A 25935-nucleotide genomic window follows, 5' to 3' on the forward strand; every position below is an offset into this window, starting at 1 on the left:
ACGAACGGTCACTCCTGACGTTCGTCGATCACGACCCCACCGAGCACCTTCGCGATGACGGGCTGACCGATTGCACCGGAGTCCTGGATGTTCTCGTCATCCACGCTGACCTCGGCGTCCTCGGCCTCCTGAGTCGCCGGGAGGGCACGGCCGGTCCGGCCGCGGTCGCCTCGGGAACCACTGGAGGCACCGGCGACGCCCGGGTCGCGCTCGCCGAGGGACGCCTTGGCGCGCTCGTAGGCGCTCATCCGGGCCCGCCCCCCGGCCGGTCGTGGGGCAGCCGGCGGGGGCGGTGCCGCAGGAGCGGGGGCAGGGGGTTCGGCAGGCGCGGCGGGTTCGGACGCGCGGTCCGGTTCCGAGGAGACGGCCGGTGCCGCAGGAGCCGCCGGCTCGGGAGTGGCAAAGACGTTGAGCGGGTCGCCCTTGGGGCCGGGAACCGGGGCCCATTCGTCGTCGGGTTCCTCGTCCGGATCCGGGTCGGCTGCGTACTGGGGGCCGTAGCCGGCGCCGTCGCCTGGGTCGTCGTCGGCCGGCCAGCCCGGGTCGGCGGGGGCGCCGGGCGGCCCGGTCTGGGGCACCGGATCCTTTCCGTCATTGGCCTCGCCGACGTGCGACACGTCCGTCGTAGGCCCGCCGTCATCGTCATCGTCGCCGTCGTCGACTCCGTCGTCAGCATCGTCGAGACCGGCCGCGCTTGCGGTCTCGTCGACCACCCCCATGGGCGGCGCGAGCTCGGTGTCGTCGTCGTCCAGGAGCTCCTCGGCCTCGTCGTCGTCGAGGGCGTCGAGCGGTGTCGGCCGCTGCGCGGAGGCCGGTACGCCGGGTGCCGCTCCCTCCGATCTCGTTGCGGTGCTCGCCCCAGGCGACGTGGACTGGGTGGGCGACATGGAGGGGGTGGGCGACGCGGACGGGGTAGACGGCGGGGAAGGGGTGGACGGCGGGGACGCCGGCGGCTCGAGCCTCGTCTCGCGCGCACCCATCGTGGGCTCGGTCGGCTCGACGGGGCTCATCCGGGGCGGGCCGGGATCGGACAGGGGGGCAGTCTGCGACAGGGGCTCGCTGCCGCGGGCGGGCATCACCCGGCCCTCGACGGCCACGTCGACCCCGAGCGTCTCGATCAGCGCCTGACGGACCACCTCGCCATGCGGGCCGTGGTGGAAGGTCCGGGCGAGCCCCTCGGTGGCGATGCCGAGGACGAGCCGGCGCCCGTCGTACTCCAGCACCTGCGCATGCTCCGACAGGAACGTCCAGGTCACGCGCCGGATCCCGAAGACCTTCGCGAGCACGTCGGGCCAGCTCCGGCGTACGGCGTCGGTGTCGAGACCCCCGCGGGGCGGCGCTGCGCCACGCTGCGGCGAGGCCTCGGCGCCGCGCTGCGGCGACGACTCGGCACCACGCTGCGGCGACTGCTCGGCCTCGGGCCGCTGCGGCGACCGCTCGGCGCCCCGCTGCCGCGTGGGCTCTGCGACCCGCTGCGGGGAGGGCTCCGCTAATGGAGACTCCGCACCCGCGGGAGCAGCCTCGGCCCGGGCCGCAGGGGGCGAGTCCACCGGATCCGACGCACCGCCCCGGCTGGCGGCGTGCGCCTGGCGCAGCGCCTCCCTGCCCCCCGCCGGGGCACCGGCCGAGCCCGAAGCGAAGGCAGAATCCTCGACCGGGGTGGAGTCGGGGTGCCGCGCCGGCCTCGACGTACCGTCCGGCGGCGTCGGCCCGGCCATCTCGAGGCGACGTTCAAGGCGGTCGAGGCGGGCGGCGTACCCACCCGGACCCGCGGCCGCCGGCAGCAGCAGCCTGGCACAGATCAGCTCCAGCTGCAGCCGCGGGGCGGTCGCGCCGCTGAGCTCGGTGAGGCCGGCGTTGACGATGTCCGCGCTGCGCGACAGCTCCCCCGGACCGAACGACGCCGCCTGCTGCCGCATGCGGGTCAGCTGGTCCTCCGGGACGCCGCGCAGCACCGCGGCGGCGGCGTCCTCGCTGGCCGAGACGATGATGAGGTCCCGGAAGCGCTCCAGCAGGTCCTCCACGAAGCGGCGCGGGTCGTGGCCGGTCTCGATGACCTTGTCGAGCTGCCGGAAGACCGCCCCGCCGTCCCCGGCGGCGAGGGCGTCCACGACGGCGTCAAGCAGCTCCGCCTCGGTGAAGCCGAGCAGCGCCGCAGCCCCGGCGTACGTCAGTCCCTCCGGACCCGACCCCGCGATCAGCTGGTCGAGGACCGAGAGGGAGTCGCGCACCGACCCCCCGCCCGCGCGGACGACGAACGACAGCACCCCGGGCTCGACCGCGACCCCCTCACGGGCGCACAGGGATTCAAGATATTCGCTGAGCCGCGTCGGCGGCACGAGACGGAACGGATAATGGTGGGTCCGCGACCGAATGGTCCCGATGACCTTTTCCGGCTCTGTCGTGGCAAACACGAATTTCACATGCTCGGGCGGTTCTTCGACGATTTTCAGCAGCGCGTTGAAGCCCTGCGGGGTGACCATGTGGGCCTCGTCGATGATGTAGACCTTGAACCGGCTTTGCGCCGGACCGTAGGCCGCCTTTTCGCGGAGGTCGCGCGCGTCGTCCACGCCCCCGTGGCTCGCGGCGTCGATCTCGATGACGTCGACCGAGCCGGGCCCTCCGGTCGCGAGGGCCACGCAGGAGGGGCACTCGCCGCACGGGGTCGGCGTCGGACCCTGCTCGCAGTTGAGGCAGCGGGCCAGGATGCGAGCGCTGGTGGTCTTGCCGCAGCCGCGCGGGCCGCTGAACAGGTAGGCATGGCCCACCCGCCCGGAGCGGAGCGCCTGCATGAGCGGCTCGGTGACGTGCTCCTGCCCGATCACGTCGGCGTACGTCTGGGGCCGGTAGCGGCGGTACAGGGCGGTGGTCACGCCCCGAGGGTAATCGGGCAGACCGACAGCCGGCACCTGCCCCGGCCAGCCTCCTGGCTGGCCTCCCGCGAGAACTCGTGTCACAAAGCGCGCTAACACGACCAAGTCATTCGCGATGACTCGAGGGTAGAGGATTGCCGAATTTGGCACTAAAGTTGGTTGATCGGGGTGGGGACCGGTCGTTAGTTGGGGCGTGGGGGGATAAATGCCGACAGTCTTATGCGTGTCCAGCGATCATGCCATGCGGGCCGTAGTGATGGAATCGTTGCGGGCCAATGGATTTCGGTGCGTCGGCTGCCCCGATATCTCGTCCGCGCGGACGGCTATTCATGCGTACGCCCCCGCGGCGCTCATCTGCGATCTCGGGTTGCCCGGCAACGGCGCCCATGAGCTGTGCCAGTACGTGCGGTCCGCCGCGGGCACCCCGACCCTCATGCTCGCGGCACGCCCGGACGAGACGGAGGAGCTCATGGCCTTCGCGGCGGGCGCCGAGGACTACGTGGCCTGGCCCACGTCGGCCCGGGTGCTCGCGGCGCGGGTGCGCGTCGCCACCCGCCGTACGACGGGGCTATCCCCGCGGTGTTCGCAGACAGCCGACATGGTGCGGCACGAGTCGATCGAGCTGGTCCGCAGCACGCGGCAGGTCAGCGTCGGCGGCCACGCGGTGCACCTGACCCGCACCGAGTTCGACCTGTTGGCGTTGCTGATGGACTCGCCGTACGTCGTGTGGTCCCGGCCGGACCTGGTCCGGGCCGTGTGGGGCCAGTGGATGGGCGACGATCACCTGCTGGAGGTGCACCTCAGCCGGCTCCGGACCAAGATCCAGGCCGCCGGCGGCCCAGTCGTCGCGCAGGCCGTCCGGGGCGTGGGCTATCGGCTGACGCACCGCGCCTCGCCGGCGCCCGCCGTCCTCACCGCCCTCACCGACCCGTGGGATCACGGCGCGCCGATCGCCGGACCCATCGAGCTGTCGGACGCCGAGCGCGCCTCGGCCTGAGGCCCCGGGTCGCGGCCGGTGCGGGCCCCGCGCTGCGGGTGCTCCGGCTGCACTAGAGTGGTGCCCAGGCCCCCCGTGTGGTGGTACCTCGCCGAACTCCCCCAGGGCAGGAATGCAGCAAGGGTAGGCGAGCTCTTCCAGGTACGCGGGGGGTCCTCGCATGCCCGCCCCGCGGACCCGCCCCTGCGGTGTCGCACGGACCGCGCGAAGGCGTCGTCGAGGGACAGAAAAGATGCGGTACGCCGGCTCGGCGTACCGCGTCTTTTCCTGCTCCCCCGCGACCCGACCGATGAGCGGACGGCCCACGGTGCGGGCGATGGCTGGCGGAGGATGCGGGATTTGAACCCGCGAGGGGTTTCATCCCCAACACGATTTCCAATCGTGCGCACTAGGCCACTATGCGAATCCTCCGCGGACCAGGGTACCGGAGCGTCCGGCTCGGATCGAATCCGCTGCGCCGCAGGCCACCCCGCATGGGACAAGGCCCCCGGACCGGTCGGTCCGGGGGCCTTGTCACGAGGGCACTGGTCGGGTCAGACCGCCGAGTGGTCCCCGTTGTTCCACGCGTCGAGCTGCGTCTGCAGGGCGATGATCGTGGCCCGATCGCCGCTGGCGATCGCCTGGTTCACCGCGCTGATGAGCTCTTGGGTGGAGGAGTACGCCGGGTACTTGCTGCCGTAGTACGCCTCGTTGAGCAGCGCCGCCGTCGCCGCGCGGAGCAGGTTCTTCACCGCGCTGCAGAGGTCACTGCCGCCGCCGTAGTTCAGGGCCGTCGAGAGCGTGTCCTTGGTGCCGATGCACGAATAGGTCTTCGTGTTCGGGATGTCAAAGACGCTGCGCACCGTGGTCGACGGGGTGATCGCCACCGACTTGCCGGCGGAGTTGACGATCGAGAACTTCGGCCAGTCACCGGTGTGGTTCTTCCAATAGCCGGGTGTTCGTCCGTTCCACGTCACACACGGGGTGTGCTTGTCCGTGAACGTCCACGTCGTCGTCGCACCAGCCGGCAGGGCATAGCCCGCCTTGGCCGCGACCGTCACGGTCCAGGTCCCGTTGACCCAACCCGAGCTGGTGTACGCGTACTCCGTGGTGTCCGCCGGAACGGTCACGGTGTCGTTGTCCGTGGCCCCGCAGACCTCGGTCCACGTCGGAGCCGCCGGCATCGCCGCCGAGCACGCCGTGTGCTTATCCGTGAACGTCCACGTCGTCGTCGCACCGGCCGGCAGGGCATAGCCCGGCTTGGCCGCCACCGTCACGGTCCAGGTCCCATTGACCCAACCCGAGCTGGTGTACGCGTACTCGGCCGTGTTCGCCGGAACCGTGACCGTGTCGTTGTCCGTCAGCCCGCAGACCTCAGTCCACGTCGGCGCCGCGGGCATCGCCGCCACACACGGGGTGTGCGCGTCTGTGAACGTCCACACGTGCGTCATGTCCGCCGGGAACGACCAACCATCCTTGGCCGTCGCCGTCACCACGAGCTTGCCATCGACCCAACCAGTGCTCGCGTAGCTGTACTGGTCGGTGTCCGAAGGCAGGACCACCTCGTCGTTGTCCGCCACGCCACACTTGTCCGTCACCGTCGGCGCCGCCGGCGCCGTCGTAATCGCACACGGAGCGTGCTTATCGGTGAACGTCCACGTCGTCGTCGCACCAGCCGGCAACACATAGCCCGGCTTCGCAGCCACCGTTACGGTCCAGGTCCCATTGACCCAACCGGAACTCGTGTAGGCCACCTCGGCCGTGTCCGCCGGCACCGTCACCGTGTCGTTGTCCGTCAGCCCGCAGACCTCGGTCCACGTCGGAGCGGCGGGCATCGCCGCCACACACGGGGTGTGCTTGTCGGTGAACGTCCACGTCGCGGTCGCGTCAGCAGGCAAGACAAAGCCCGGCTTCGCGGCCACGGTGATGGTCCAGGTCCCGTTCACCCAACCCGAGCTGGTGTAAGCCACCTCGGCCGTGTCCGCCGGCACCGTCACCGTGTCGTTGTCCGTCAGCCCGCAGACCTCGGTCCACGTCGGCGCCGCGGGCATCGCCGCCACACACGGGGTGTGCGCGTCGGTGAAGGTCCACTTCGTGGTCGCGCCCGCCCGCAACACGTAGCCCGGCTTCGTCGCCACGGTCACGGTCCAGGTCCCGTTGACCCAACCCGAGCTGGTGTAGGCCATCTCGGCCGTATCCGCCGGAACGGCGACGGTGTCGTTGTCGGTCGTGCCGCAGACCACGGTCTGGGTGGGAGCGGCCGGAACGGCCGCCACGCACAGGGCGCCGGAGTCGGTTGGCAGCCCGTAGTCGTGCCTCGTGCCGTCGGGGAAGATGACGAGCGGATAGCCGTTGGGGCCGAGCTTGGACTCGACCCACAGGTGGCCACTGCTGTCGACGTACCAGCGCAGCGTGCTCGTGTCGGCCGGAACGTTCCACGTCGCATTGTTGAGGCCACACGGGTCGTTCACGGTGGGGGCCGGGGGCAGCGCCGTGTAGGTGGGGCAGTCGCCGGTCGTCGGCTTGTTCTGGCCGGTGTCCCACGTGAGGATCAGCGACAGGCCTTGGGCGTGGGTGAAGGAGCCGCCCGGGTCGTATCCCGGCTGCCAGGCGACGCTTTTGACCGTCTGGGCCTTCTCGCCGTACGACGGCTTGGCCGAGTACTTGCAGACCAACACCTTGTCGTAGAGCGGGGTCGCGGCGGGCGCGAGCTGCGCGCTCGCGACGGTCGTGGTCGCGGCCGGTACGACCGCGGCGTGCGCACCGGTCATCGGCAGGAACGTCGCGAGCGTGACCGCCGTGGCGGTCGCGATCAACTTGCCGTGGCGCCAGCGGCTGGGCGAGATCATCGCCCCACCCCGTACGCCGTCGCCGGTGACACCCGGCGCTGCCCGGAACCGCCGGGCGTCGGGAGATATCTGGTCACTGCTGTCCCCTTCAAGCCGGGAGCCCAGGCAGGGCCCCACCGGGGATATGGCGCGGCGCTCTCGTCAGGCTTGCGGAAAGCTCACGTTCGGCTCACGAATGCTCAGGTCGGCCCGGGTCCGGAGTCAGCCGCCGATCGCGCGGGGGTGATCGAGCACGACGTACGGCGGGCGGTGCGGCAGCGCCCCGCCGCCCAGGAGGTGGTCCCCGATCAACCGCGCGCCCTCCAGGGCGCCGCCCAGGCCGGGAACGAGAAAGACCTGGCGCTGGCCCAGCGCGGATGCGAGGGCCACCCGGACGGCGTCCAGGTAGAGCAGCCCGCCCACGGCAACGATCGGTGTGCCGGGAAGCAACGCCCGCCCGGCCAGGAGGGACTCGGCCAGCGCCTCGCCGGCGTGCCGCAGGATCTCCCGTGCGATGACGTCTTCGTGCCCGGCCTCCGCGACGGCCGGCGCGAACGACGTCAACGCGATGTCCGAATCCGCGCCGGCCAGCAGCGCCGGCCAGGTCGCCTCGTCGCCCAGCGCCGCGCGGCCCGCGTGCAGGAGCGCCTCGGAACCCGCCGGTACGCCGTCGCGCCAGCGCAACCCCGCCGCGAGCCCCTGGGCGCCGATCCACGCGCCAGACCCGCGCGAACCCAGCGGGAAGCCCCAGCCGTCGACCCGATGCCACACCTGGTCGAGGTCGGTGGCCAGCGCGGCGGACCCGGCGCCGGCCTCGAGGCAGGTGCCGGGCCGCACCGCCCCGAACGCCCCCACGTGCGTGGCGAACAGGTGCGCGACCACGGCGATCCGCCCGTCAGGACAGCGCTCCCGGGTGGCGGCGAGCACGTCGACCGCCGGCCCGCCGTACCAACTCTCCGGCACCGCCCACACGACGGCCTCCGGCGGCCGCGCGTCCCGCTCGGTCAACCCCAGCACCGCCGCCACCAGCTCCGCCGCCGACGCCGCGCCGGGCGCGACCGGTGCGTCCGGGACCTCGACGAACGAATCCGCCGCGTCGGATCGACCGGTACGCCGAGCGCGGACGCCACCCGGCCCGATCGTCACGGCGAGGACGTCATGGCCTGGCGCAGGGTTCCGGGTCATACTGACCCCATCGGCCCAATCCCCTTCGGCCCGAGCAGAAGTCGCCCAATCCGGCGTCGGTCACCGACGCCGGGCGGTCCCAATGTGGGCCAAATTCACCTGACCGCCTCGATGGGGCGCCCGTGCTCGTAGCTGCGCTCCCACCCAGCGTGAGCACCAACTATTGTTGACGAGTGCCAACAATAGTTGGATCATCTGTCAGGTGGATCTCACCTCTCCGTTGGCTACGGTCACACCGACCCTCGATGCGGGCGTGCTGCAGGTTCTCACCGCGACAAGGTCGAGTATCACGACCGGTGAAGTGCATCGTCGGCTCGGTCGCGGCAGCGACCAGGGCGTCCGCAAGGTTCTTGCCCGATTGGTTGCTCAGGGCGTGGTCGTCATGGAGGGTCCCAGTCGTCACCCGCTCTATCGATTCAACCGCGATCACGTAGCTGCTGAACACATTCGGGGGCTCGCCATGGTGCGAAGCGAGATCATCCGACGGATCGGTGCCGAACTGGACACGTGGAGCGTGGCGGCAGTCCACGCGGGCCTGTTTGGGTCATTCGCTCGGGGGGAAGCCGACAGCGACAGCGACATCGACGTGCTGCTGGTCCATCCCGCCCTCGCAAACCGGGATACCGAGGACGCCTGGGCGACCCAGCTCGGCGAGCTGGAGGCGCGGGTCAGAGCGTGGACGGGCAATCGTGCTCAACTTGTCGCGGTGTCGACAGAGGCCCTGGCTGCCATGGCGGCGGCGAAGGACCCCCTCCTCGGCTCCTGGCGTGCGGACATGGTCCATGTGCGTGGACAACGGCTGTCGGACCTGCTCCGGAGACCTCGATGACGCGAGGGAGAACGCGCCCGTGTACGTCGGCCGAATGCCGGTCCCGACGCGAGCAAGCACGTGCTTTTCTCGAGGTCGCTGGCCTGGTCCTCGGCGAAGACCCGCGGGAGGCCCATGTGTCCGCCGCACTGGCGGTACTGGCTGGGATCGCTGCCGCGGATGCCGTCTGCGGCTTTGCTCTCGGCAGCTGGAGTCGCGGTCGAGATCACGCTGAGGCAATCGCTCTCCTCGGCGAGGTCAGCCTGCGCGACGCCGCCCTGCCCTCGAAAATGCGTCGACTGCTCTCGGAGAAGGATGCCGCGCACTATTCACCCAACCTGGTCACCGTCGATACCGCCCGACGCCTTCTCCGCTACGCGCAGGCGCTGCTGGACGAGGCGGACTGTTTCTAGACCAGCTAAGAGATTCAGCGACGCCGGGCGGTCCCGAAGATCGACCGAGTGATCTCGCGGCCGACGACCGTGCCGGCCGACCGGAGCATGGACCGGAAGGCCGAAGACTCCACGACCTGCTGGACGATCCCCGGGTCCTCCTTCGGCGCGCGCGCCTGGCGGGCGGGCTCCTGCCGCCGTTGCTCCTGCGCCGCGGCCTGCTCCTGATCCTGCTGGGCGGCCTCCTGCTGCGCGGCCTGCTCCGCAGCCTGCTGGGCCGCGGTGAGTCTCTCGTAGGCGCTCTCCCGGTCGACGGCGTCGCGGTACTTCCCCAGCAGCTGACTCCCGTTGACGACCTGGTCGACCTTCGCCTGATCCGCCGGGCCCATCAGCGACTGCGGTGCCCGCATCCGGGTCCAGGCCACGGGCGTGGGGGCGCCCCGCTCGGACAGGACGGTCACCACGGCCTCGCCAATGCCGAGCTGGGTCAGCAGCTCCTCCAGGTCGTACCCGCTCTTCGGGAACGTCGACACCGTCGCCCGCAGCGCCTTGGCGTCCTCCGGGGTGAAGGCGCGCAGCGCGTGCTGCACGCGGTTGCCGAGCTGCGCCAATACCGATCCCGGCACGTCCTTGGGGGTCTGCGTCACGAAGAACACGCCGACGCCCTTGGACCGGATCAGCCGCACCGTCTGCTCGATCGAGTCGAGGAACTCCTTGCTCGCGTCGTCGAACAGCAGGTGCGCCTCGTCGAAGAAGAACACCAGCTTCGGCTTGTCCACGTCGCCGACCTCGGGCATGTCGTGGAACAGGTCCGCGAGGAGCCACATGAGGAACGTCGAGAACATCTTCGGCCGGTCCTGGACGGCCGGCAGCTCCAGGCAGGAGATGACGCCGCGCCCACCCGCCGTACGCATGAGGTCCGCCGTGTCGTATTCCGGCTCCCCGAAGAAGACGTCCGCGCCCTGGTCGGAGAACGTCACGAGGTTGCGCAGGATCACCCCCGCGGTGGCGGCGGACAGCCCGCCCAGGCTCTTCAGGTCGGCCTTGCCCTCGTCGCTGGTCAGGTGCTGCACGACGGCGCGCAGGTCCTTGATGTCCAGCAGGTCGAGGCCCTTGCTGTCGGCGTAGTGGAAGATCAGCCCGAGACTCGAGGTCTGCGTGTCGTTGAGCCCCAGCACCTTCGCCAGGAGCGTGGGTCCGAAGCTGGTGATGGTCGCGCGCATCGGGATGCCGCTGCCCTGGCCGCCCAGGCTGTAGAACTCGACCGGGAATCCGCTGGCGGCCCAGGCCTGCCCGACGTCCTTCGCGCGCGTCTGGGTGCGCTCGTTGTCCGCCCCGGGCGTCGAAATCCCCGAGAGGTCGCCCTTGATGTCGGCCATGAAGACCGGTACGCCGTTCGCCGACAGCTGCTCGGCCATGAGCTGCAGGGTCTTCGTCTTGCCGGTGCCGGTCGCCCCGGCGACCAGCCCGTGCCGGTTCATCACCGACAACGGCAGATTCACTTGGACGTCGGGATGGGCGGTCCCGCCCTCGGACACGGCGGCGCCCAGCTGCATGGCCAGGCCGGAGAACGTGTACCCGTCGCGGATCGCCTCCAGCTGGTCGGGCTGGCTCGCGGGCTTGGCTTTAGCGCTCACGTCCGGAAGCGTACGACGGCGCGCCCGGCTGGGGGGATCACCCGCCGGGTCACTTCCACGTCCGGCAGGATAGAGGTCACGGGGAGCGCGGGGCCGTAGGTGCGTTGGGGGCAGGAGGAGGGGCTTGTGGGCGAGGTAGGCAGGCAGGGCGCGTCGGCGGCGGAGCGGCAGCGCCGCCGATCCGTGGCGATCCTGACGGGGCTCGGCGCCTTCCTGCTCGTGTCCTTCCTGGTGGCCTTCTCCTACATCCAAGGCTGGATTCCCCCCAAGGGCTCGGGGCCTGAGCCCGTCGCGACCTCCTCGCGGCCCACCGCCTCGTGCACCACGCCGCCGCCCGCCCCGGCGACGACGACCATCACCATCAACGTCTACAACGCCACCGACCGCGCGGGACTCGCGGCGAGCACCGCCAAGACACTCAAGGACCAGGGCTTCGTCCTGGGCGAAGTGACGAACGACCCGCTGGGCAAGAAGGTCGACGTCCCGGCCGAGATCAGGTTCGGCAAGGCCGCCGCCGCCAAGGCCGATGTCGTGGCCCAGCGGTTCCCGGGGGCGGTCAAGGTCGTCGACGAGAAGCGCACGGACGAGCTGGTGGACGTCGCGATCGGCGAGAAGTTCGCGGCCGTCGCGCCGCCCCCGACCGCCACCCCGACGCCCACCTGCTGACGCCGCTGGCCCTGCCACCGCCGCTGACGCCGCGGGCCTGCCAGCGCCCCTGACGCCGCTGACCCTGTCTGCCTCAGCCGCCCACCGAGGTCGCCGAGAGCGCCGCGTCCAGCGCGGCGCGGGTGGGCCCGCCCGCCGAGCCCGCGACCTGAATCGCCAGGGCCGCGGCGACGTTCGCGATCCGGGTCGCCTCCTCCAGGTCGGCACCCCGGGCGAGTTCGGCGAGGAAGGCGCCCGTGTGCGCGTCCCCGGCCCCGGTGGTGTCCACCACCTCCGGTACGTCGAGCGCCGGCACCCGCACGAGCGATCGGCCGGGCCGCACCAGCATCGTCCCACGCGCGCCGTCCCGAATGAGCAGCACGGCGTCGGGGCGCAGCTCCGCCAACAGCTCCGGGGTGCCGGCGCCGACGGGCTCGCCGGACAGCAGCGTCATCTCGCGGGCGTTCAACCCCAGCACGTCGAGCCGCGGCAGCACCGCATCGAGCACCGCGTCGGGGATCTCCGCCACGAGCGGGCCGGGGTCGAAGAACAGGGCGCACTCCGCGGCCGGCCCGGTCAGCCAGGCCGCGAGCGCGGGCCCGGCGATCGGGTAGAGCAGGTCGTAGCCCGAGACGTAGACGACATCCCCCGGGCCGAGCCGGACCTGGTCGAGTTCGGCGGCGGTGAGCCGGGATTCGACCCCCGGCATGGTCACGAAGGTGCGCTCCCCGTCGGGCTCGATCATCCCGACGCAGAAGCCCTGCTCGCCGTCGACCGGCGCCAGCAGGCTCGCCACGCCCTCGGCCTCCAGCGCGGCGCGGACCACCGTCCCGAACGAGCCGGTTCCGACCCGGCCGGCCAGCGCCGCCGGGAGCCCCAGTCGGGCCGCCGCCGCGAGCACGTTGAACCCGCCCCCGGCGTGGGTGGCCGCGTCGAGGGCGAGCACGTCGCCGCCCCGTTCCGGCAGGTGCGGGACGCGCGTCAGCACGTCCACGATGACGCTGCCGGCGACCACGAGTCGCCGTGGGGCCCCGATCACGAGGCCTCCTCTCTCGTCGTCCGAGGCCCTCGCAGGGCCAGGAGCTCGTCCGCCATCGCGGTCAGCTCCGAGCGGGGGTGGCCAGCAGGCAGACCGGCGACGGCGTCGTCGGGGAAGGCCGACAGGCCGTGCCGCGCACCGAGCATCGCTCCGAGCAGGGCCGCGATGGTCTCGGACTCGCCGGTCAGGCCGGCGGCGGCCTGGCAGGCGGCCCAGGGGTCGTCGTGCACGGCGGCGACGGCGAACGCCGCGGGCACCGCCTCCTGCGTCGCCGCGGAGGTGCCGACGAGCAGATCGATGATGTCCAGCGGGTCGTCGGCCCCCCGCGCGAGTCCGCAGGCCCAGGCGATCCGCGCCGCGACATCGGGGCCGCCGGTCGCCTGGCCGCGCGTGCCGCCCTCGGCCGCCGCGGTGAGCGCCCGCGTGAGGATCTCCGCGGCGTCCAGCCCCTCGATCCCCGCAGAGACCGCCATGGCCACGGCCGACGCCCCGGCATGCGCGATCCGGGTGTCCTGGACCGGCCGGCCCGCCGCCTCGACGAGATCGAGCAGGTCGGCCACCGGCTCCGGCGTACGGACGATCCCCACCGGCACGGCCCGCAACGCCGGGAGGACGGGCGGGGCCGCCCCGTCAGCGCGGTCGAACCCCTGCGCCACCCTCGCGGGATCGACGGCCCCCGCGCCGCCCAGCAGGTCGCGCAGCTCCCGGGCCACCTGCAGCATCTGCGCGGCGTGCTGCGCCAGCGCGCCGACGGCGAGGCCGACCAGCGCGCCGCGGGCCCGGTCAGCGCGGACGTCCCCCGGGGAATCCATGGCGGCCACGGTGGTCGGCGGGCGCGGGTCGTGTCAAGCGACCCGTGGCCGAATCGCCCTGGCGCGGCGCGGATCTGCGCCGCATGGGCGGTTGCACGCCGCGGACGGGCTTTTCCGGCACAGTACGAGCGTGGAAGTCAACGGCATCAACACCATCGCGCCGGCCGAACGCAGCGGCCGACCCCGTGATCTGTTCATGCCGTGGTTCGCCGGGAACATCTCGGTGCTCGGGCTGAGCTACGGGGCCTGGGTCCTCGCCTTCGGGGCCTCGGCGCTGCAGACCGTGGCCGCCGTGGTGGCGGGCGTGGTGGGCTCGTTCCTGCTGGTGGGGTTCGCCTCCCTCGCCGGGCAGCGCGGCTCCGCGCCCACGATGGTGCTCTCCCGGGCGGCCTTCGGCGTGCGGGGCAACGCCGTGCCGACGTTCCTCGCCTACCTCTCCCTCGTCGGGTGGGAGGTGGTGTTGGTCTCGCTCGCCGTGCTCATGTCGCGCACGGTCGCGCAGCGGCTCGGCGCCGACGGCACGCAGGCGATGATCGTCGCCTTCGTGCTGGTGGTGGGGGTCGTCCTCACGTCGGGGATCCACGGTTTTCGGCTGGTCATGCGGGTGCAGCGGCTGATCACCTGGGTGACCGCCGCCCTGACGGTGGGATACCTGGCGCTCGTCGCTCCGCAGATGCGGCTCGACGGGCTCGCGGCGTTGCCGCAGGGATCCGCGGCCGCCGGCCTCGGTGCGTTCGTGTTCTGCCTCACCGGGTTCGGGCTGAGCTGGGTCAACTGCGCCGCGGGCTACTCGCGCTACCTGCCCCGCGACGTCTCCGGGCGGGCCGTCGTCGGCTGGACCACGCTTGGGGCCGCGGCGCCCCCGCTCGTGCTCACGCTCAGCGGCCTGCTCCTCGCGGCCTCGGACCCCACTTTGGCGCACGGCATCGCGCACGACCCGATCGGGGCGCTGACGACGACGCTGCCCACCTGGTACGTCCTGCCCTTCGCCGTCGTCGCGCTCCTGGGCCTCGTCGCGGGCGCGATCCTCGACATCTACTCCTCCGGGCTCACGCTGCTCACGCTCGGCCTGCCGGTGCAGCGGTGGGCGGCCGTCGCCCTCGACGGCGTCCTCATGGTGATCGGCACGGCGTACGTCGTGTGGGTCGCGGAGGACTTCCTCGGTGCCTTCCAGGCGTTCCTGCTCACCCTGGGCGCGCCGCTCGCGGCGTGGACCGGGGTGTTCCTCGGCGACCTGGCGCTGCGCCGCACGCCGTACGACGAGACGGCGCTGCACCGCGCGGACGGGCGGTACGGCGCGACCAACCGGCTCGCGCTCGCGTGGTGGGCACTCGGCACCCTGATCGGCTGGGGCCTCGTGGTGAACTCCGCCATGGCGTGGCAGGGCTACCTCCTCGGACCGCTCGGCGGCCGCGACGGGGCACTGGCGGGCAGTGGGCTCGGGATCCTCGTGGCGCTGGCCATCGGGTTCCTCGGCACCGTCGCGACGGGGCGCGAGCGGGTGCGGCGCCAGGAGGCCGCGCCCCCCAGAACCGCCGAACCCGCGGCGCGGCAAGGGCACCCGGCATACCCTGGAAGCCACCAGATGTCGAGCACCGAAGAGCTGCCGTGGACGAGTCCGACGCCGTAGAGATCGCCTACGACACCGTGCTCCCGGCGCTCCAGCCGGCGACGATGGCCCAGATCCGCGGCTTGTTGGCCCGCCAGGGTCTGGACCCGGAGGCGGAGGTCGACACCTTCTGCGTGGGCCGCCAGGGGCAACGGGTGCTCGCCTGCGCGGGGCTGGCCCACGACGTCGTGAAGTGCACGGCCATCGCCCCCGCCGCCCAGGGGCTCGGCGTGCTGGAACGGCTGATGACGGAGCTGACCTACGCGGCGCTGGACCGCGGCGTGAGCCACCTCTTCCTCTACACCAGCCTGGCCAACGAGGAGAAGTTCCTGGCCTGCGGGTTCCACCGGATCGTCGCGGTGCCTGATGAGGCCCAGCGGCCCGATGGGGGGGCTGGAGCCGCCGGCGTCGTCTTCATGGAGAACTCGCGCGCTGGGATCACCAAGTGGACCGAGGAGCTGAGCTACTACCGGCGGCAGCGGCCCAAGGTTGGCGCGGTCGTGGTGAACTGCAACCCGTTCACTCTGGGCCATCGGTACCTGCTGCAGCAGGCCGCCCAAGACTGCGACTACCTGCATGTCTTCGTCGTGAGCGAGGACGCCAGCTTCTTCAGCTACGCCGACCGGCTCGCCCTCGTGCGCGCCGGGGTCGCCGAGCTGCCCGAGCGGGACCGGATCCACGTCCACCCCGGCTCGCGCTATCTCGTCAGCAAGGCCACCTTCCCGACGTACTTCCTCAAGGATGCCGCCGTCGTGCAGCAGGCCTCGACGGCGGTCGACCTGCGCATCTTCCGCGAGCACATCGCCCCGTCGCTGGGCATCACGCACCGCTACGTCGGGACCGAGCCCTTCTGCGCGGTGACGCGTGCCTACAACGCCGACATGCACCGCTGGCTGGAGCAAGCACACGGCGACCACGACCCGGTCCGCGTGGTCGAGGTGGAGCGGGTCGCCCACGAGGGCCGCGCGATCTCCGCGACGCAGGTGCGGCGCCGCATCATCGAGGGCCGGCTGGCCGGGTTGGATCGGTTGGTCCCGGCCGCGACGTACGCGTTCATCATCGCCACCTACGGAACCCCGGAGGACAAGGCGAGGGCCACCGCCGCGACCACCGCAGCCTCCGCGCGCGCCTACGCCAGTGCCGGCGTGGGCTTCGCCGCGAGCGCGTACGCTCGCCCCGGCGCCTGACGAACCCGTGACCCTGGACCAGGAGGACTGATGCGCATCGAACGCGAAGCCGTCGCCGGGACGCTGGAGTCCAGCGACGTCATGGTCAAGGTCAGTCCCCGGCCGGGATCGCCCGACGGCCACCCGACCGAGAACCTGAAGATCGTCATCACCTCGACGGTGCTGGCGCAGTTCGGTGACGCCATCAGCGCCGTGGTGAAGGAGACCGTGGACCAGCTCGGGCTCACCCACGGGCGCGTCGTCGTCGAGGACAAGGGCGCCCTGGACTGCACGATCCGGGCCCGCGTGCAGGCCGCCTGCCTGCGCGGCAGCGGCTCCCCCGATGACGTGGACTGGAACGCGCTGTGAGCCAGGCGTCCCACGCGACCGCGCCGCACGCCCACCGGCGGCCCGCGCGCGAGTCCCGCCCGCACCGTTCGATGCTGTTCATCCCCGGCAGCAGCGCGGCCATGCTGTCCACGGCGTACGTCTTCCGTCCCGACGCGGTGATGTTCGACCTAGAGGACGGGGTCGCTTTGCGCGAGAAGGACTCCGCGCGGCTGCTGGTGTTTCAGGCGCTGCGGCATCCGGTCTATGCCGACTTCGAGACGGTGGTGCGGATCAACCCGCTCGACACCCCGTACGGCCCCCTGGACCTGGAGGCCGTCGTCCGCGCCGGGGCGAAGATCGTTCGCCTGCCGAAGACCGAGACCGCCGACGACATCGTCGAGCTGGAGCTGCGGGTGGCCGCGATCGAGGCCGACTGCGGCCGGCCGGTGGGATCGACGCGGCTCATGGCGGCGATCGAGTCGGCGTCCGGGGTGGTCAACGCCGTGGCCATCGCGACGGCGAGCCCGCGGATGGACTCGATCGCCCTCGCCGGCTTCGACTACGTCATCGACATGCAGACCACCCGCGGGGACGGCACGGAGCTCTTCTACGCCCGGTGCGCGGTGCTGCACGCCGCGCGGGTCGCGGGGATCGGGGCGTACGACGTGGTCTGGTCCGATCTCGCCGACGAGGACGGCTTCCTCGCCGAGGTGGAGCTCATCAAGCGCCTCGGCTTCGACGGGAAGTCGCTGGTCAACCCGCGCCAGATCGACCTGCTGCACAACGCCTACGCGCCGACGCAGGCCGAGCTGGACCACGCCCGGCTCGTCATCGAGGCCGCGGATCGGGCCGAGGCGCAGGGCCTGGGGGTCGTCGCCCTGAACGGGAAGATGGTCGACGCGCCCATCGTGGTGGCGGCGCGGCGTACGGTGCAGTACGCCGAGGCGTCCGGGGTGCGGCGATGAGCGCCGCGGCCGAGGGGACGCACAAGGTGAACGACTACGCCGACAACTGCCGGCGCGTCGGGGACCTGCGCAACCCGGCCGTCGCGGGCCTGCGGCCCTTCACGACCTTCGACGCGGCGGCGCCCCATCTCGCCGACGCCGCGGCCAAGCGGACCCGCAAGCTCGTGGAGTCCGTGCAGGAGGCGGCCCGCCGGTGTGGCCTGGCCGACGGGATGACCATCTCGTTCCACCACCACTTCCGCGAGGGCGACAAGACCATCGTCGCGGTGGTCGCCGCGCTGGCGGAGCTGGGCCTGCGCGATCTCACCCTCGCCTCCAGCTCCCTGAACAGCTGCCACGCGGGGCTGGTCGAGTTCATCCGCGCCGGCGTGATCCGGCGGATCTACACCTCGGGGATGCGCGGCCAGCTCGCCCGGGAGATCTCGACCGGCCTGCTCGCCGAGCCGATCCACATCCACTCGCACGGCGGCCGGGTCAACCTCATCCAGACCGGCGAGCTACACCTCGACGTCGCGTTCCTCGGGGTGAGCCAGTGCGACTCGATGGGCAACGCCAACGGCACCTCGGGGCGCAGCGCATGCGGCAGCCTCGGGTACGCCATGGTCGACGCCGCCCACGCCGATCACGTGGTGCTGCTGACCGAGGAGATCGTGCAGTACCCGCAGCTGCCCGCCTCGATCCGCCAGGACCAGGTGGACTGGATCGTGCCGGTGGCCGCGGTCGGCGACCCGAGCCGGATCTCCGTCGGCGCGGCCCGCGCGACCCAGAACCCCCGGGAGCTGCTCATCAGCCGGATGAGCGCGGACGTCGTCGAGCACTCCGGCTATTTCAACGACGGCTTCTCGTTCCAGACCGGCTCGGGCGGGTCCGCCACGGCGACCGCGCGCTTCCTGGAGGCCCGGATGCGCCGAAAGGGCATCGCGGCGAGCTTCGCGCTCGGCGGCATCACCGGGGCGATGGTGGACCTGCACGCGAAGGGGCTGATCGGGGCGCTGCTGGACACGCAGAGCTTCGACGCGGTGGCGGCTCGGTCGCTGGCCGAGAACCCGCGCCACCACGAGATCTCCACGAACGAGTACGCCTCCCTGACCAGCAAGGGCGCCTCCGTCGACGAGTTGGACGTGGTGATCCTCTCGGCGCTGGAGGTCGACCTGGATTTCAACGTCAACGTCATCACCGGCTCTGACGGCCTCATGATGGGGGCCTCGGGCGGCCACAGCGACACCGCGGCCGGGGCGCACCTGTCGATCGTGGTCGCGCCACTGATCCGGTCCCGGATCCCGACGGTCGTCTCCCGCGTGACGACGCTGGTCACCCCGGCGCCAACGTCGGCGTCCTGGTCACCGACCATGGCATCGCGGTGAACCCCGCCCGCCCGGAGCTCGCCGACCGCCTGCGCGCAGCCCGGCTGCCGGTGTGCTCGATCGAGGAGCTGCACGACCGGGCGCGCCTGATCTCGGGCGAGCCCCGGCCGATCGAGTTCGAGGACCAGATCGTGGGCCTCGTTCGCTATCGCGACGGCTCGGTCATCGACGTCGTACGGCGGGTGCGGGCGCCGTCGTGACGGCGCGCTGGGCCGCACCGTGACGACACATCGGGCCGCGCCGTGAGCGCCGACTGGGCGCAGGCGCCCCCGACCCTTTCCGACGTGTTGGCGGCCCGCGAGTCCAGGGCATTTCGGCAGCGGCTGGCGCTGCAGCAGGCGAACACGTCCTGCGTCGTGTCGGTGACGCTGGTCGTCCCGGGGCCGGACAAGCGGCCCCCGTGGACGGCGCCGGTCTTCGACGAGGCGGACCGGGTAGTGCGCGAGGCCATCGCGGCCGGGGGCTGGGGCCACACGTGGGAGGAGGTGCGGCGCGCCGCCCCCATCGGTCCCGAGGCCCTGTGGGGCCTGACCACCGACCCCTGCCAGGTCAAGGCCGCGTTGGTGGCGGCCGAGGACGGCCACCCCATCGGGCGGCTGTGGGACCTCGATGTGGTCGTACCAAGCGGGCCGTTGTCCCGCGCCGAGCTGGGGCTTCCCGTCCGCAGCTGCCTCGCCTGCGCGGAGCCCGCGGCCGGGTGCGCCCGCTCGCGGCGCCACGACGTCGCGGCCCTGCTCGCGGTCGCCCGCGCGCTGGTGGGTCGCTGGGAGCTGTCGCGCGCGACGCCGTACGCCGCGGCCGCGCACGCCGCGCTGCTCGCGGAGCTGCACCACACGCCCAAGCCCGGCCTGGTCGACCTGCGCAATACCGGCGCGCACGACGACATGGACGTGCCCCTGTTCGAGGCGAGCGCCGAGGCCATCGTCGGCGCCCTGGGCCAGTGCGAGACCCTCGGTGAGCTGGCGGGGGCTTCGGCGTCCCCCGCGGCGCTGCCCCGGCTGCTGGCCCAGCTGCGGCCGGTCGGCCTGGCCGCCGAGGCCCGAATGCTCGACGCCACGGGCGGCGTCAACACCCACCGCGGCGCGATCTTCGCGTTCGGGCTGCTGTGTGCGGCGGCGGGATACCTGCGCGGCGCGGGCCGGCCGGTGACCGTGGCCGCGGTTGGGGAGACCGTCGCCCGCATCGCGGCCCCGACGCTGGCAGAGCTCACGGTGCTCGCGGAGCTCTCGGGCGGTCGGGGCCGAGAGGCGTCGCACGGTCTGGCCGCGCACACGGCGTACGGGATGCGCGGGGCGCGGGGGGAGGCCGCGAGTGGTTACGCGACCGTGCGCGACCGGGCGCTGCCCGCGTACCGGCGCGTGGTCAACGCCTCCGGCGACCAGTCGGCCGCGCTGGCGCAGGCCCTGCTCGAGTTGCTCGCCGCGCACGACGACACGAACCTCGCGGCCCGGGGCGGCCGCACGGGCGTGGCGCTGGTCCGCCGCCGCGCCACCGAGCTGCTGGCCGCGGGCGGGGCGCTGGCGCCCGGGTTCCGGGAGGCGATGGAGCGCTTCGACGACGAACTCATCGCCGCGCGCCTGTCCCCCGGCGGCACGGCGGACCTGCTGGGGGTGACGATCTTCCTCGCCGGGCTCGCCGGGTTCGACGGGCTCGACGCGCCCGATTAGCCGCGGCGCCACCGGCGACTAATCGAGCCGGGCCCCGAAGAAGCGGCCGATCCAGTACGTGACGCCCATCGCGATCAACCCGCCGACGACGTTGCGCAGCACCGCGGCCCAGACGTTGGCGCGGCCCAGCCGCGCCGACAGCACGCCGGTGATCGCGAGGGCGACGACGACGGCCGCGACGGCCACCGGCACGGCGTACGCGTGCGGCGCGAGCAGGATCGCCAGGAACGGCACGAAGCCGCCGACCGTGAACGCCAGCGCCGACGCGCCCGCCGCCTCCCACGGGTTGGTGCGCTCGGTCGGGTCCAGGCCCAGCTCCAGGTCGGCGTGCGCCGCGAACGCGTCGTAGTCCGTCATCTCCCGAGCCGCAACCAGCGCGGTGGTCTCCGACAGGCCCCGCTTGCGCAGGATCCCGGCGAGCTCGGCCAGTTCCTGCTCCGGCAGCTCCTGCAGCTCCTGCCGCTCCAGCTCCAGGACGCCGCGCTCGGAGTCGCGCTGGGCGCTGACGGAGACGTACTCCCCCACGGCCATCGACATCGCGCCCGCCGACAATCCCGCCACCCCGGCGGTGACCAGCGCCGATGGGGGCGCGTCGGCGCCCGCGACGCCGATGAGCAGCCCGGCGAGGGAGACGATCCCGTCGTTGGCACCGAGCACGGCCGCGCGCAGCCAGTTCAGGCGGCCGCCCACGTCGCCCATGGCGTCGTACCAGGCGTGAGTGCCCGGGGCGGGCTTGTTCTTCGGCGTGGGCATCGGTCCTCCTGCGAGGTCCGTCGGGGTGCGGACCAGGCGCGCATCGAATGGTCGCATGGGGGGGTCGGGTCACCAACTCGAGCCGGCTGACATGCTCGGGGCATGGCAGCGAGAACGCGACCACGCGGGGACCTGTCGGCGTACGCCGGGGCCGTCGTGCCCGACCTGCTTCCCGGCCCCGGCGAGGGGCCGCTGCGACTGTTGTTCGTCGGCATCAACCCCGGCCTGTGGACCGCCGCCACCGGCGCGCACTTCGCCCGGCCCGGCAACCGCTTCTATCCGGCGCTGTTCGCCGCCGGCATCACCGACCGCCTCATCGACGCGTCCAGCGGGTACGCCGACGCCGACCGCGCCCACCTGCTCGAGCGCGGCCTGGGCATCACCAACCTGGTGCCGCGGGCGTCGGCGCGGGCCGACGAGCTCGGCGTGGCCGAGCTGCGCGCCGCCCCCGATCGCCTGGAGCAGCTCGCGATGCAGGTGCGCCCGGCCGTGGTGGCCTTCGCGGGCATCACGGCGTACCGGATCGCCTATCGCGCCCATCGCGCCGTCGCCGGCCGTCAGGAGCGGCGGGTCGGCCCGGCGGAGGTGTATGTCGTGCCCAATCCCAGCGGGCTGAACGCCCACGAGAACGTGCCCAGCCTCGCTGCGGCGTACGCGCGAGCCGCGACCGCGGCGGGCATCAATCTTAAGCCCCGCGAATCGGTCTGACGCGCCGACCTCTTCGCGACAGCGGTGGTGACTGGGCTGGCTACCTCGGCGTAAAGTCGATAGGCGGGGGCGTGCTGACACGACGGGTGAGGGCCCGACCAGGCGCAGGTCAGGAGGCAGGGGGATGGCTCGAACCCGATGGCTGGACAGGGTCCGGCATCGTCCCGTCCCCACCGAGCCGGAGGCCCCCACCAGCCACACCAGCGAGCTGCTGAGCGCCTTCCTGGCCGACCCCGGCAGCACCGACCTGCGCCCGATCACGAAGGCGATGAGCCGGGACGTGGCCGGTTGGATCCTCGGGCACCCCGCGGTGCGAACGGCCGAGGACGCCTGGGCGCTGCGCGCGGCGCTCATCGCCAGCCCCGAGCTGCAGCGCCTCATGGAGCTGCGCCTGGACTGCCAGCGCCGCATGCTCGTCGAGGCGTTGGCCGAGGAGGACGAGGTGCCCCCGCTCTTCGTCGTCGCCCGCCTCGATGCGCTGCTGACCGGCGAGCACGACCAGTTCCTGCGGTTGCTGCCCCACGACTCCGTGCTGCAGGTCGACGTCCGCGCCGCGGGGCACCGGATCGAACTGTGTCGCGAGATCTTCGCTCGGGTCCGCAAGTTCGGGATCCGGCCGGCTCTGACGGGGATTCAGGCGGACGGCAGCGAGGACGAGGTCGTCCGGCTGCTGGCCCCGGACGTGCTGATGCTCGACGTCGCCGCCCCGATGGACTACCGCGACCGCCTGGAGGAGGTGGTCCGGTTGCGCGAGGAGGTCGCGCCGCACCGGGCCGCGGTCGTGATGGGCAGCGTCGCGACCGTCGTCGACGAGTGGGCGGGCAACGTCTGTGGCGCGGACTACCTCGCCGGCCCGCTCTACGACAACCAGGACCTCTCGGCCCTGACCCACGTACGCAAGGACTCGGCCTCCACCGACGACCTCAGCCCCTATGAGCAGGCCGCGTCGCGGTACCCCGCGGCGGTCGACAGCCTGGCGGTGGCGCTGGAGCGCGTCCGCGAGATCGTGTCCCGGGTGACCGCCTGCGGCGACCACGCGGACGCCTACGTCACCTACCACCAGATCCCGCAGATGCCCCAGGAGGTCTCGACGCTCATCGCGGAGATGGTGTCCTCGGGGGCCGCGGTGACCGCGCTGGCGCCCCGCTTCGACGGCCTCACCATCCCGGGGTTGACCTACTCCGCCGTCACCGCCGAGGAACCCCTGGCGCAGGGCTGGTCGTTCGTCGCGCTGCTGCCCGGCGAGGGTCACGTCGTCGCGGCGATGGGCCTGGACCATCGGGGCCACCCGCTGCGGCGGCGCCAGTCGTACGTCGTCGCCGAGGACCGGGATCTCGCGCTGCGCATCGCGAACCGCATCAGCCAGCGGGCTGCCGCGAGCAAGCACTGACGTGGAAACGACTGGGCACCCCATGGCCCGAACCCGTCGCGATGTGGGAGCCTGAGGGCCATGTCGTGGGTCGACCTGTCCGGGCCCGGATATCCGGGGACCTCGCGGGGGTTGCACGCCTACGTCGCCACCCCGCCGACGCCCGGCCCCTGGCCCGGCATCGTCGCCCTGCACGAGCCGTGGGGGCTCGACGACGTGTTGCGGCGCCAGGCCGAACACCTCGCGTCGCTGGGCTATCTGGTCGTCGCGCCCGACCTGTACAGCGAGGGCGGCGGCCTGCGCTGCGTCCGCCAGGTGGTAACCGACATCGCGCGGCGGGACGGCCGGGCGTTCGCCGACGTCCAGGCCGCCCGACGCTGGCTGATGGGACACATCGGCAGCTCAGGACGGGTGGGCGTGATCGGATTCTGCATGGGCGGCGGCTTCGCGCTGGTGCTCGCCGACCGGGGATTCGACGCCGCCAGCGTCAACTACGGCAAGGTCCCCGGCGACCTCGACGTGCTGCGGGGGGCATGCCCGATCGTCGCCAGCTACGGCGGCCGGGACCTGTTGCTGCAGGGCTCGGCCGCGCGGCTGGAGGGGGCGCTCACCGAGTTCGGGATCCCGCACGACGTGAAGGAGTACCCGCACGCGGGGCACTCCTTCCTCGGTGACGTGGCCAATACGCCGGTGGTCATGCGGCCGTTGGCCAAGATCGCCGGGGTGGGCCCGGACCCCGAGGCGGCGCGGGACGCCTGGGCCCGCATCGATGCTTTCTTCAGCAAGCACCTGGACCACCAGCGCTAACCGCTCAGGACCGGCGCCGGCTCACCCCTGGCGCCGGCTCACCCCTGGCGCCGACAGCGCAGGAAGTGTCGCGTCGAATAGGCGACGAACGGCCCCTCGGCGCGGATCTTCGCGTCGAGCGCGCGCAGCTCCCGGTCGTACGCCTCCACCGTGAAGTCCGGCACCCACCACACGCACTTGCGCAGCGTCCACACGACCGCCCCGATGTCGTGGAACTCCATCCGCGACGTCGCCAGGCGCAGCTCCGGCACCACGAGGCCCGCCGCCTGCGCCGCGGCGCCCTCGCGCACGGGATCCCGTGGGTCGCGGCCGCGCGGCTGCGGTCCGAGGAACCATTCGAACAGCTCGTACGCCGAGCGATGGCTCACGTGCTGAGCCACGTACCACCCGCCCGGCTGCAGGACCCGGGCGATCTCGGCCCAGTCCGGCCGGACCGGGTGCCGGCTGGTCACCAGGTCGAAGCTGGCGTTCGGGAAAGGCAGCGGCTCCCCGGGGTCGACCTGGCGCACGCCCACGCCGTACCGTCCGAGTGCACTTCTCGCGACCCGCGTGTTCGGCGGCCAGCCCTCGGTGGCGGCGCGCCGTACCGGCAGGCTCCCGCCCTCAGCGATCACCGCGTCCAGCGCCTCGGCGAGCACCTCCCCGCCGCCGGTGTCGACGTCGAGGGCCGCGGCGGCCCGGGACCATTCTTGCGCGAGGATCCGCGCGTAGCGCCATGGCGGCCGGTCCTCGCTGGCCCGACCGTGCAGCCACTCCCAGCCCCACCCCGAGACGTCCGCGGCCGCCGCCTCGTCGACGAGATCCTCGTAGCTGCGCACCCCGGCATCCTTGCGCATCGCTACAGCGCGGCGAGGAGCTCCGCCATGGTGCGGACGGTGGCGAGGTTGCGGGCGGTGGCTTCGGGGGCGGCGCGACCGTACGCCGCCGCCAGCTTGCTGGCGTGGATCGAATGCGGAACGTGCAGGTAGATCGCCCGGGCACCCACGGTGATGCCCTCGCCGTCGACGGCGCGATCGGCGATGGCCTCGACGCGGGCGCGCAGCGCAGCCGGGACCTTTCCCTGCACGAGGGCCACGTTCACGTGCTTGGCGACCGCGGGGTCGTATGGCTCCTCCGCCAGCACCTGCGCCAGCGCCGGAGGGGTGAGCACGACGGTCGGGACCTCGAAACCGGCGACCTCGCCGAGCACTCGGGCGATGGCTTCGGCGTGCCGGGCCGCCGCGGCATCGGTGCCCTCGTTGGCCTGTGCTGACTCGGGCGGGACGCCGAACAGGATGTTCCCCGAGGCGATGTGGGTCTTCACCGGGTCCAATCCCAGCTCGGTCGGCAACACCTCGCGCACCCGAGCCATCGGGAGCTTGCGGGTGCGGCCCAGGTTGACCGCGCGCAGGAACGCGGCGTACGTCACGTGCTCACTCATCGCGTGCCCCCTCCCGGGCGTCGGTCGCGCTGGCACGATGCAGGCTATGGGAGAACCGTTCACCGTCGCGATCCAGACCCGAGTGGGCGACGTCAACTTCACCGGGCACGTCGACAACGTCGAGGCCCTGCGGGTCGTCGACGAGGCGCGGATGCGGTTCTTCGGCCTGCGCAGCCCGCGCACCGGGGAGCACGCGCCGGGGGTCATGGACGCGCTCGCGGACGGCCTGCTCCCGGTGGTGGTCTCGCACCGGTTGGAGTACCACCAGGAGCTCCTGCCCTCGCTGGTCGAGCCGTACGTCGTGCGGGTCTGGACCGCCCGCGTCGGCTCCTCGTCCTTCACGCTCGACACGACGATCAGCCACGCCCCGTCCGGCGCGGCCCCCGCGGTGGTCGCCGAGACGACCCTGGTGGTGCAGGACCTCAGCACCGGCCGCGCCAGCGAGATGACCCCTGCCGTCCGCGCCGCACTGGAGGCGCACGAGCGCGCCCCGCTGCCGCTGCGCCCCAGACCGGTCAAGGAGGAGTAGCCCCGCGAGGGCTCAGGCCTCGGGTTTTGCGGGCGATGGGACGTCGGCGGAGC

Annotated in this window: 22 protein-coding genes, 1 tRNA gene, 1 other RNA gene and 1 pseudogene; 15 read left to right on the forward strand and 10 right to left on the reverse strand. The window is 72.6% G+C overall.

The genetic code is table 11. The features are described from left to right. Window positions 1-8: 8 nt before the first annotated feature. Entirely contained in the window at window positions 9-2873 is a 2865-nt protein-coding gene (locus IPK37_03980; GenBank protein ID QQS01603.1) for a DNA polymerase III subunit gamma and tau, read from the reverse strand. 223 nt (window positions 2874-3096) lie between these two features. Here IPK37_03980 and IPK37_03985 point away from each other — a divergent pair, with 223 nt between their 5' ends. Together IPK37_03985 and ffs are read left to right on the forward strand one after the other, a co-directional pair. After that, window positions 3097-3870: a response regulator transcription factor gene (locus tag IPK37_03985; GenBank protein QQS01604.1), complete on the forward strand. Its 774-nt coding sequence runs from the start codon at window positions 3097-3099 to the stop codon at window positions 3868-3870. Window positions 3871-3934: 64 nt separating this feature from the next. Next, window positions 3935-4031, forward strand: an RNA gene (ffs, locus tag IPK37_03990) — signal recognition particle sRNA small type. Between the two features lie 160 nt (window positions 4032-4191). On the opposite strand, the gene IPK37_03995 is transcribed toward ffs, so the two are convergent. The 3 genes from IPK37_03995 to IPK37_04005 form a co-directional block, all read right to left on the reverse strand. Next, window positions 4192-4281 (reverse strand) — tRNA-Ser (locus IPK37_03995). Between the two features lie 122 nt (window positions 4282-4403). Next, window positions 4404-6698 (reverse strand): hypothetical protein, encoded by a 2295-nt coding sequence (locus IPK37_04000; GenBank protein QQS01605.1) that lies wholly within the window; start codon window positions 6696-6698, stop codon window positions 4404-4406. A gap of 201 nt (window positions 6699-6899) precedes the next feature. Beyond that, the gene (locus tag IPK37_04005; GenBank protein ID QQS01606.1) at window positions 6900-7862 is read right to left on the reverse strand and encodes a hypothetical protein; all 963 of its coding nucleotides are present in this window, start codon (window positions 7860-7862) and stop codon (window positions 6900-6902) included. 202 nt (window positions 7863-8064) lie between these two features. Between IPK37_04005 and IPK37_04010 the strand changes: the two genes are divergently transcribed. Together IPK37_04010 and IPK37_04015 are read left to right on the forward strand one after the other, a co-directional pair. Further along, a complete protein-coding gene (locus tag IPK37_04010) occupies window positions 8065-8691 on the forward strand; it encodes a nucleotidyltransferase domain-containing protein (GenBank protein QQS01607.1) in 627 nt (208 codons plus the stop codon). Between the two features lie 116 nt (window positions 8692-8807). Continuing rightward, window positions 8808-9083 (forward strand): hypothetical protein, encoded by a 276-nt coding sequence (locus tag IPK37_04015; protein QQS01608.1) that lies wholly within the window; start codon window positions 8808-8810, stop codon window positions 9081-9083. 14 nt (window positions 9084-9097) lie between these two features. On the opposite strand, the gene IPK37_04020 is transcribed toward IPK37_04015, so the two are convergent. After that, window positions 9098-10618: a DUF853 family protein gene (locus IPK37_04020; protein QQS02657.1), complete on the reverse strand. Its 1521-nt coding sequence runs from the start codon at window positions 10616-10618 to the stop codon at window positions 9098-9100. 207 nt (window positions 10619-10825) lie between these two features. Here IPK37_04020 and IPK37_04025 point away from each other — a divergent pair, with 207 nt between their 5' ends. After that, window positions 10826-11365 (forward strand): LytR C-terminal domain-containing protein, encoded by a 540-nt coding sequence (locus tag IPK37_04025; GenBank protein QQS01609.1) that lies wholly within the window; start codon window positions 10826-10828, stop codon window positions 11363-11365. Window positions 11366-11438: 73 nt separating this feature from the next. On the opposite strand, the gene IPK37_04030 is transcribed toward IPK37_04025, so the two are convergent. Both IPK37_04030 and IPK37_04035 read right to left on the reverse strand, forming a co-directional pair. Continuing rightward, the gene (locus IPK37_04030) at window positions 11439-12383 is read right to left on the reverse strand and encodes a sugar kinase (protein QQS01610.1); all 945 of its coding nucleotides are present in this window, start codon (window positions 12381-12383) and stop codon (window positions 11439-11441) included. Then, window positions 12380-13195, reverse strand: a complete 816-nt coding sequence (locus IPK37_04035; protein QQS01611.1) for an ADP-ribosylglycohydrolase family protein — start codon at window positions 13193-13195, stop codon at window positions 12380-12382. The genes IPK37_04030 and IPK37_04035 overlap by 4 nt, the downstream gene beginning before the upstream one ends. Between IPK37_04035 and IPK37_04040 the strand changes: the two genes are divergently transcribed. From IPK37_04040 to citX, 6 genes and pseudogenes are all read left to right on the forward strand, one after another. Then, window positions 13194-14825: a cytosine permease gene (locus IPK37_04040; protein ID QQS01612.1), complete on the forward strand. Its 1632-nt coding sequence runs from the start codon at window positions 13194-13196 to the stop codon at window positions 14823-14825. The two genes, IPK37_04035 and IPK37_04040, sit on opposite strands and share 2 nt — an antisense overlap. Beyond that, a complete protein-coding gene (gene citC / locus IPK37_04045) occupies window positions 14804-15991 on the forward strand; it encodes a [citrate (pro-3S)-lyase] ligase (protein QQS01613.1) in 1188 nt (395 codons plus the stop codon). Before IPK37_04040 ends, citC begins: the two co-directional genes overlap by 22 nt. A gap of 30 nt (window positions 15992-16021) precedes the next feature. Then, a complete protein-coding gene (gene citD / locus IPK37_04050; GenBank protein QQS01614.1) occupies window positions 16022-16339 on the forward strand; it encodes a citrate lyase acyl carrier protein in 318 nt (105 codons plus the stop codon). A 71-nt stretch (window positions 16340-16410) separates the two neighbouring features. After that, entirely contained in the window at window positions 16411-17265 is an 855-nt protein-coding gene (locus tag IPK37_04055; protein ID QQS02658.1) for an HpcH/HpaI aldolase/citrate lyase family protein, read from the forward strand. Then, a pseudogene (citF, locus tag IPK37_04060) lies at window positions 17262-18829 on the forward strand (citrate lyase subunit alpha). Before IPK37_04055 ends, citF begins: the two are co-directional and overlap by 4 nt. A gap of 42 nt (window positions 18830-18871) precedes the next feature. Then, complete coding sequence (gene citX, locus IPK37_04065; protein QQS01615.1) at window positions 18872-20296, forward strand: citrate lyase holo-[acyl-carrier protein] synthase; 1425 nt, start codon at window positions 18872-18874, stop codon at window positions 20294-20296. An 18-nt stretch (window positions 20297-20314) separates the two neighbouring features. Here citX and IPK37_04070 read toward each other — a convergent pair whose 3' ends face one another. Continuing rightward, window positions 20315-21049, reverse strand: a complete 735-nt coding sequence (locus IPK37_04070; GenBank protein QQS01616.1) for a VIT family protein — start codon at window positions 21047-21049, stop codon at window positions 20315-20317. Between the two features lie 102 nt (window positions 21050-21151). On the opposite strand from IPK37_04070, the gene IPK37_04075 reads away from it, so the two are divergent. The 3 genes from IPK37_04075 to IPK37_04085 all read left to right on the forward strand — a co-directional run bounded on the left by IPK37_04075 (window position 21152) and on the right by IPK37_04085 (window position 23933). After that, complete coding sequence (locus IPK37_04075) at window positions 21152-21757, forward strand: mismatch-specific DNA-glycosylase (protein QQS01617.1); 606 nt, start codon at window positions 21152-21154, stop codon at window positions 21755-21757. Window positions 21758-21881: 124 nt separating this feature from the next. Next, window positions 21882-23147, forward strand: a complete 1266-nt coding sequence (locus IPK37_04080; protein QQS01618.1) for a hypothetical protein — start codon at window positions 21882-21884, stop codon at window positions 23145-23147. Window positions 23148-23207: 60 nt separating this feature from the next. Next, window positions 23208-23933 carry a dienelactone hydrolase family protein gene (locus IPK37_04085; GenBank protein QQS01619.1) on the forward strand — a complete coding sequence of 242 codons (726 nt, stop codon included), beginning with the start codon at window positions 23208-23210 and terminating at the stop codon, window positions 23931-23933. Window positions 23934-23971: 38 nt separating this feature from the next. Here the strand turns inward: IPK37_04085 and IPK37_04090 are convergent, their stop codons facing one another. Both IPK37_04090 and IPK37_04095 read right to left on the reverse strand, forming a co-directional pair. Further along, a complete protein-coding gene (locus IPK37_04090) occupies window positions 23972-24751 on the reverse strand; it encodes a methyltransferase domain-containing protein (GenBank protein QQS02659.1) in 780 nt (259 codons plus the stop codon). A 20-nt stretch (window positions 24752-24771) separates the two neighbouring features. Then, complete coding sequence (locus IPK37_04095; GenBank protein QQS01620.1) at window positions 24772-25353, reverse strand: DUF1697 domain-containing protein; 582 nt, start codon at window positions 25351-25353, stop codon at window positions 24772-24774. A 46-nt stretch (window positions 25354-25399) separates the two neighbouring features. Between IPK37_04095 and IPK37_04100 the strand changes: the two genes are divergently transcribed. Continuing rightward, complete coding sequence (locus IPK37_04100; protein QQS01621.1) at window positions 25400-25882, forward strand: thioesterase family protein; 483 nt, start codon at window positions 25400-25402, stop codon at window positions 25880-25882. Window positions 25883-25935: the final 53 nt, after the last annotated feature.

This window comes from Austwickia sp. (assembly GCA_016699675.1).
In the GTDB taxonomy this organism is placed as follows: Bacteria; Actinomycetota; Actinomycetes; order Actinomycetales; family Dermatophilaceae; genus Austwickia.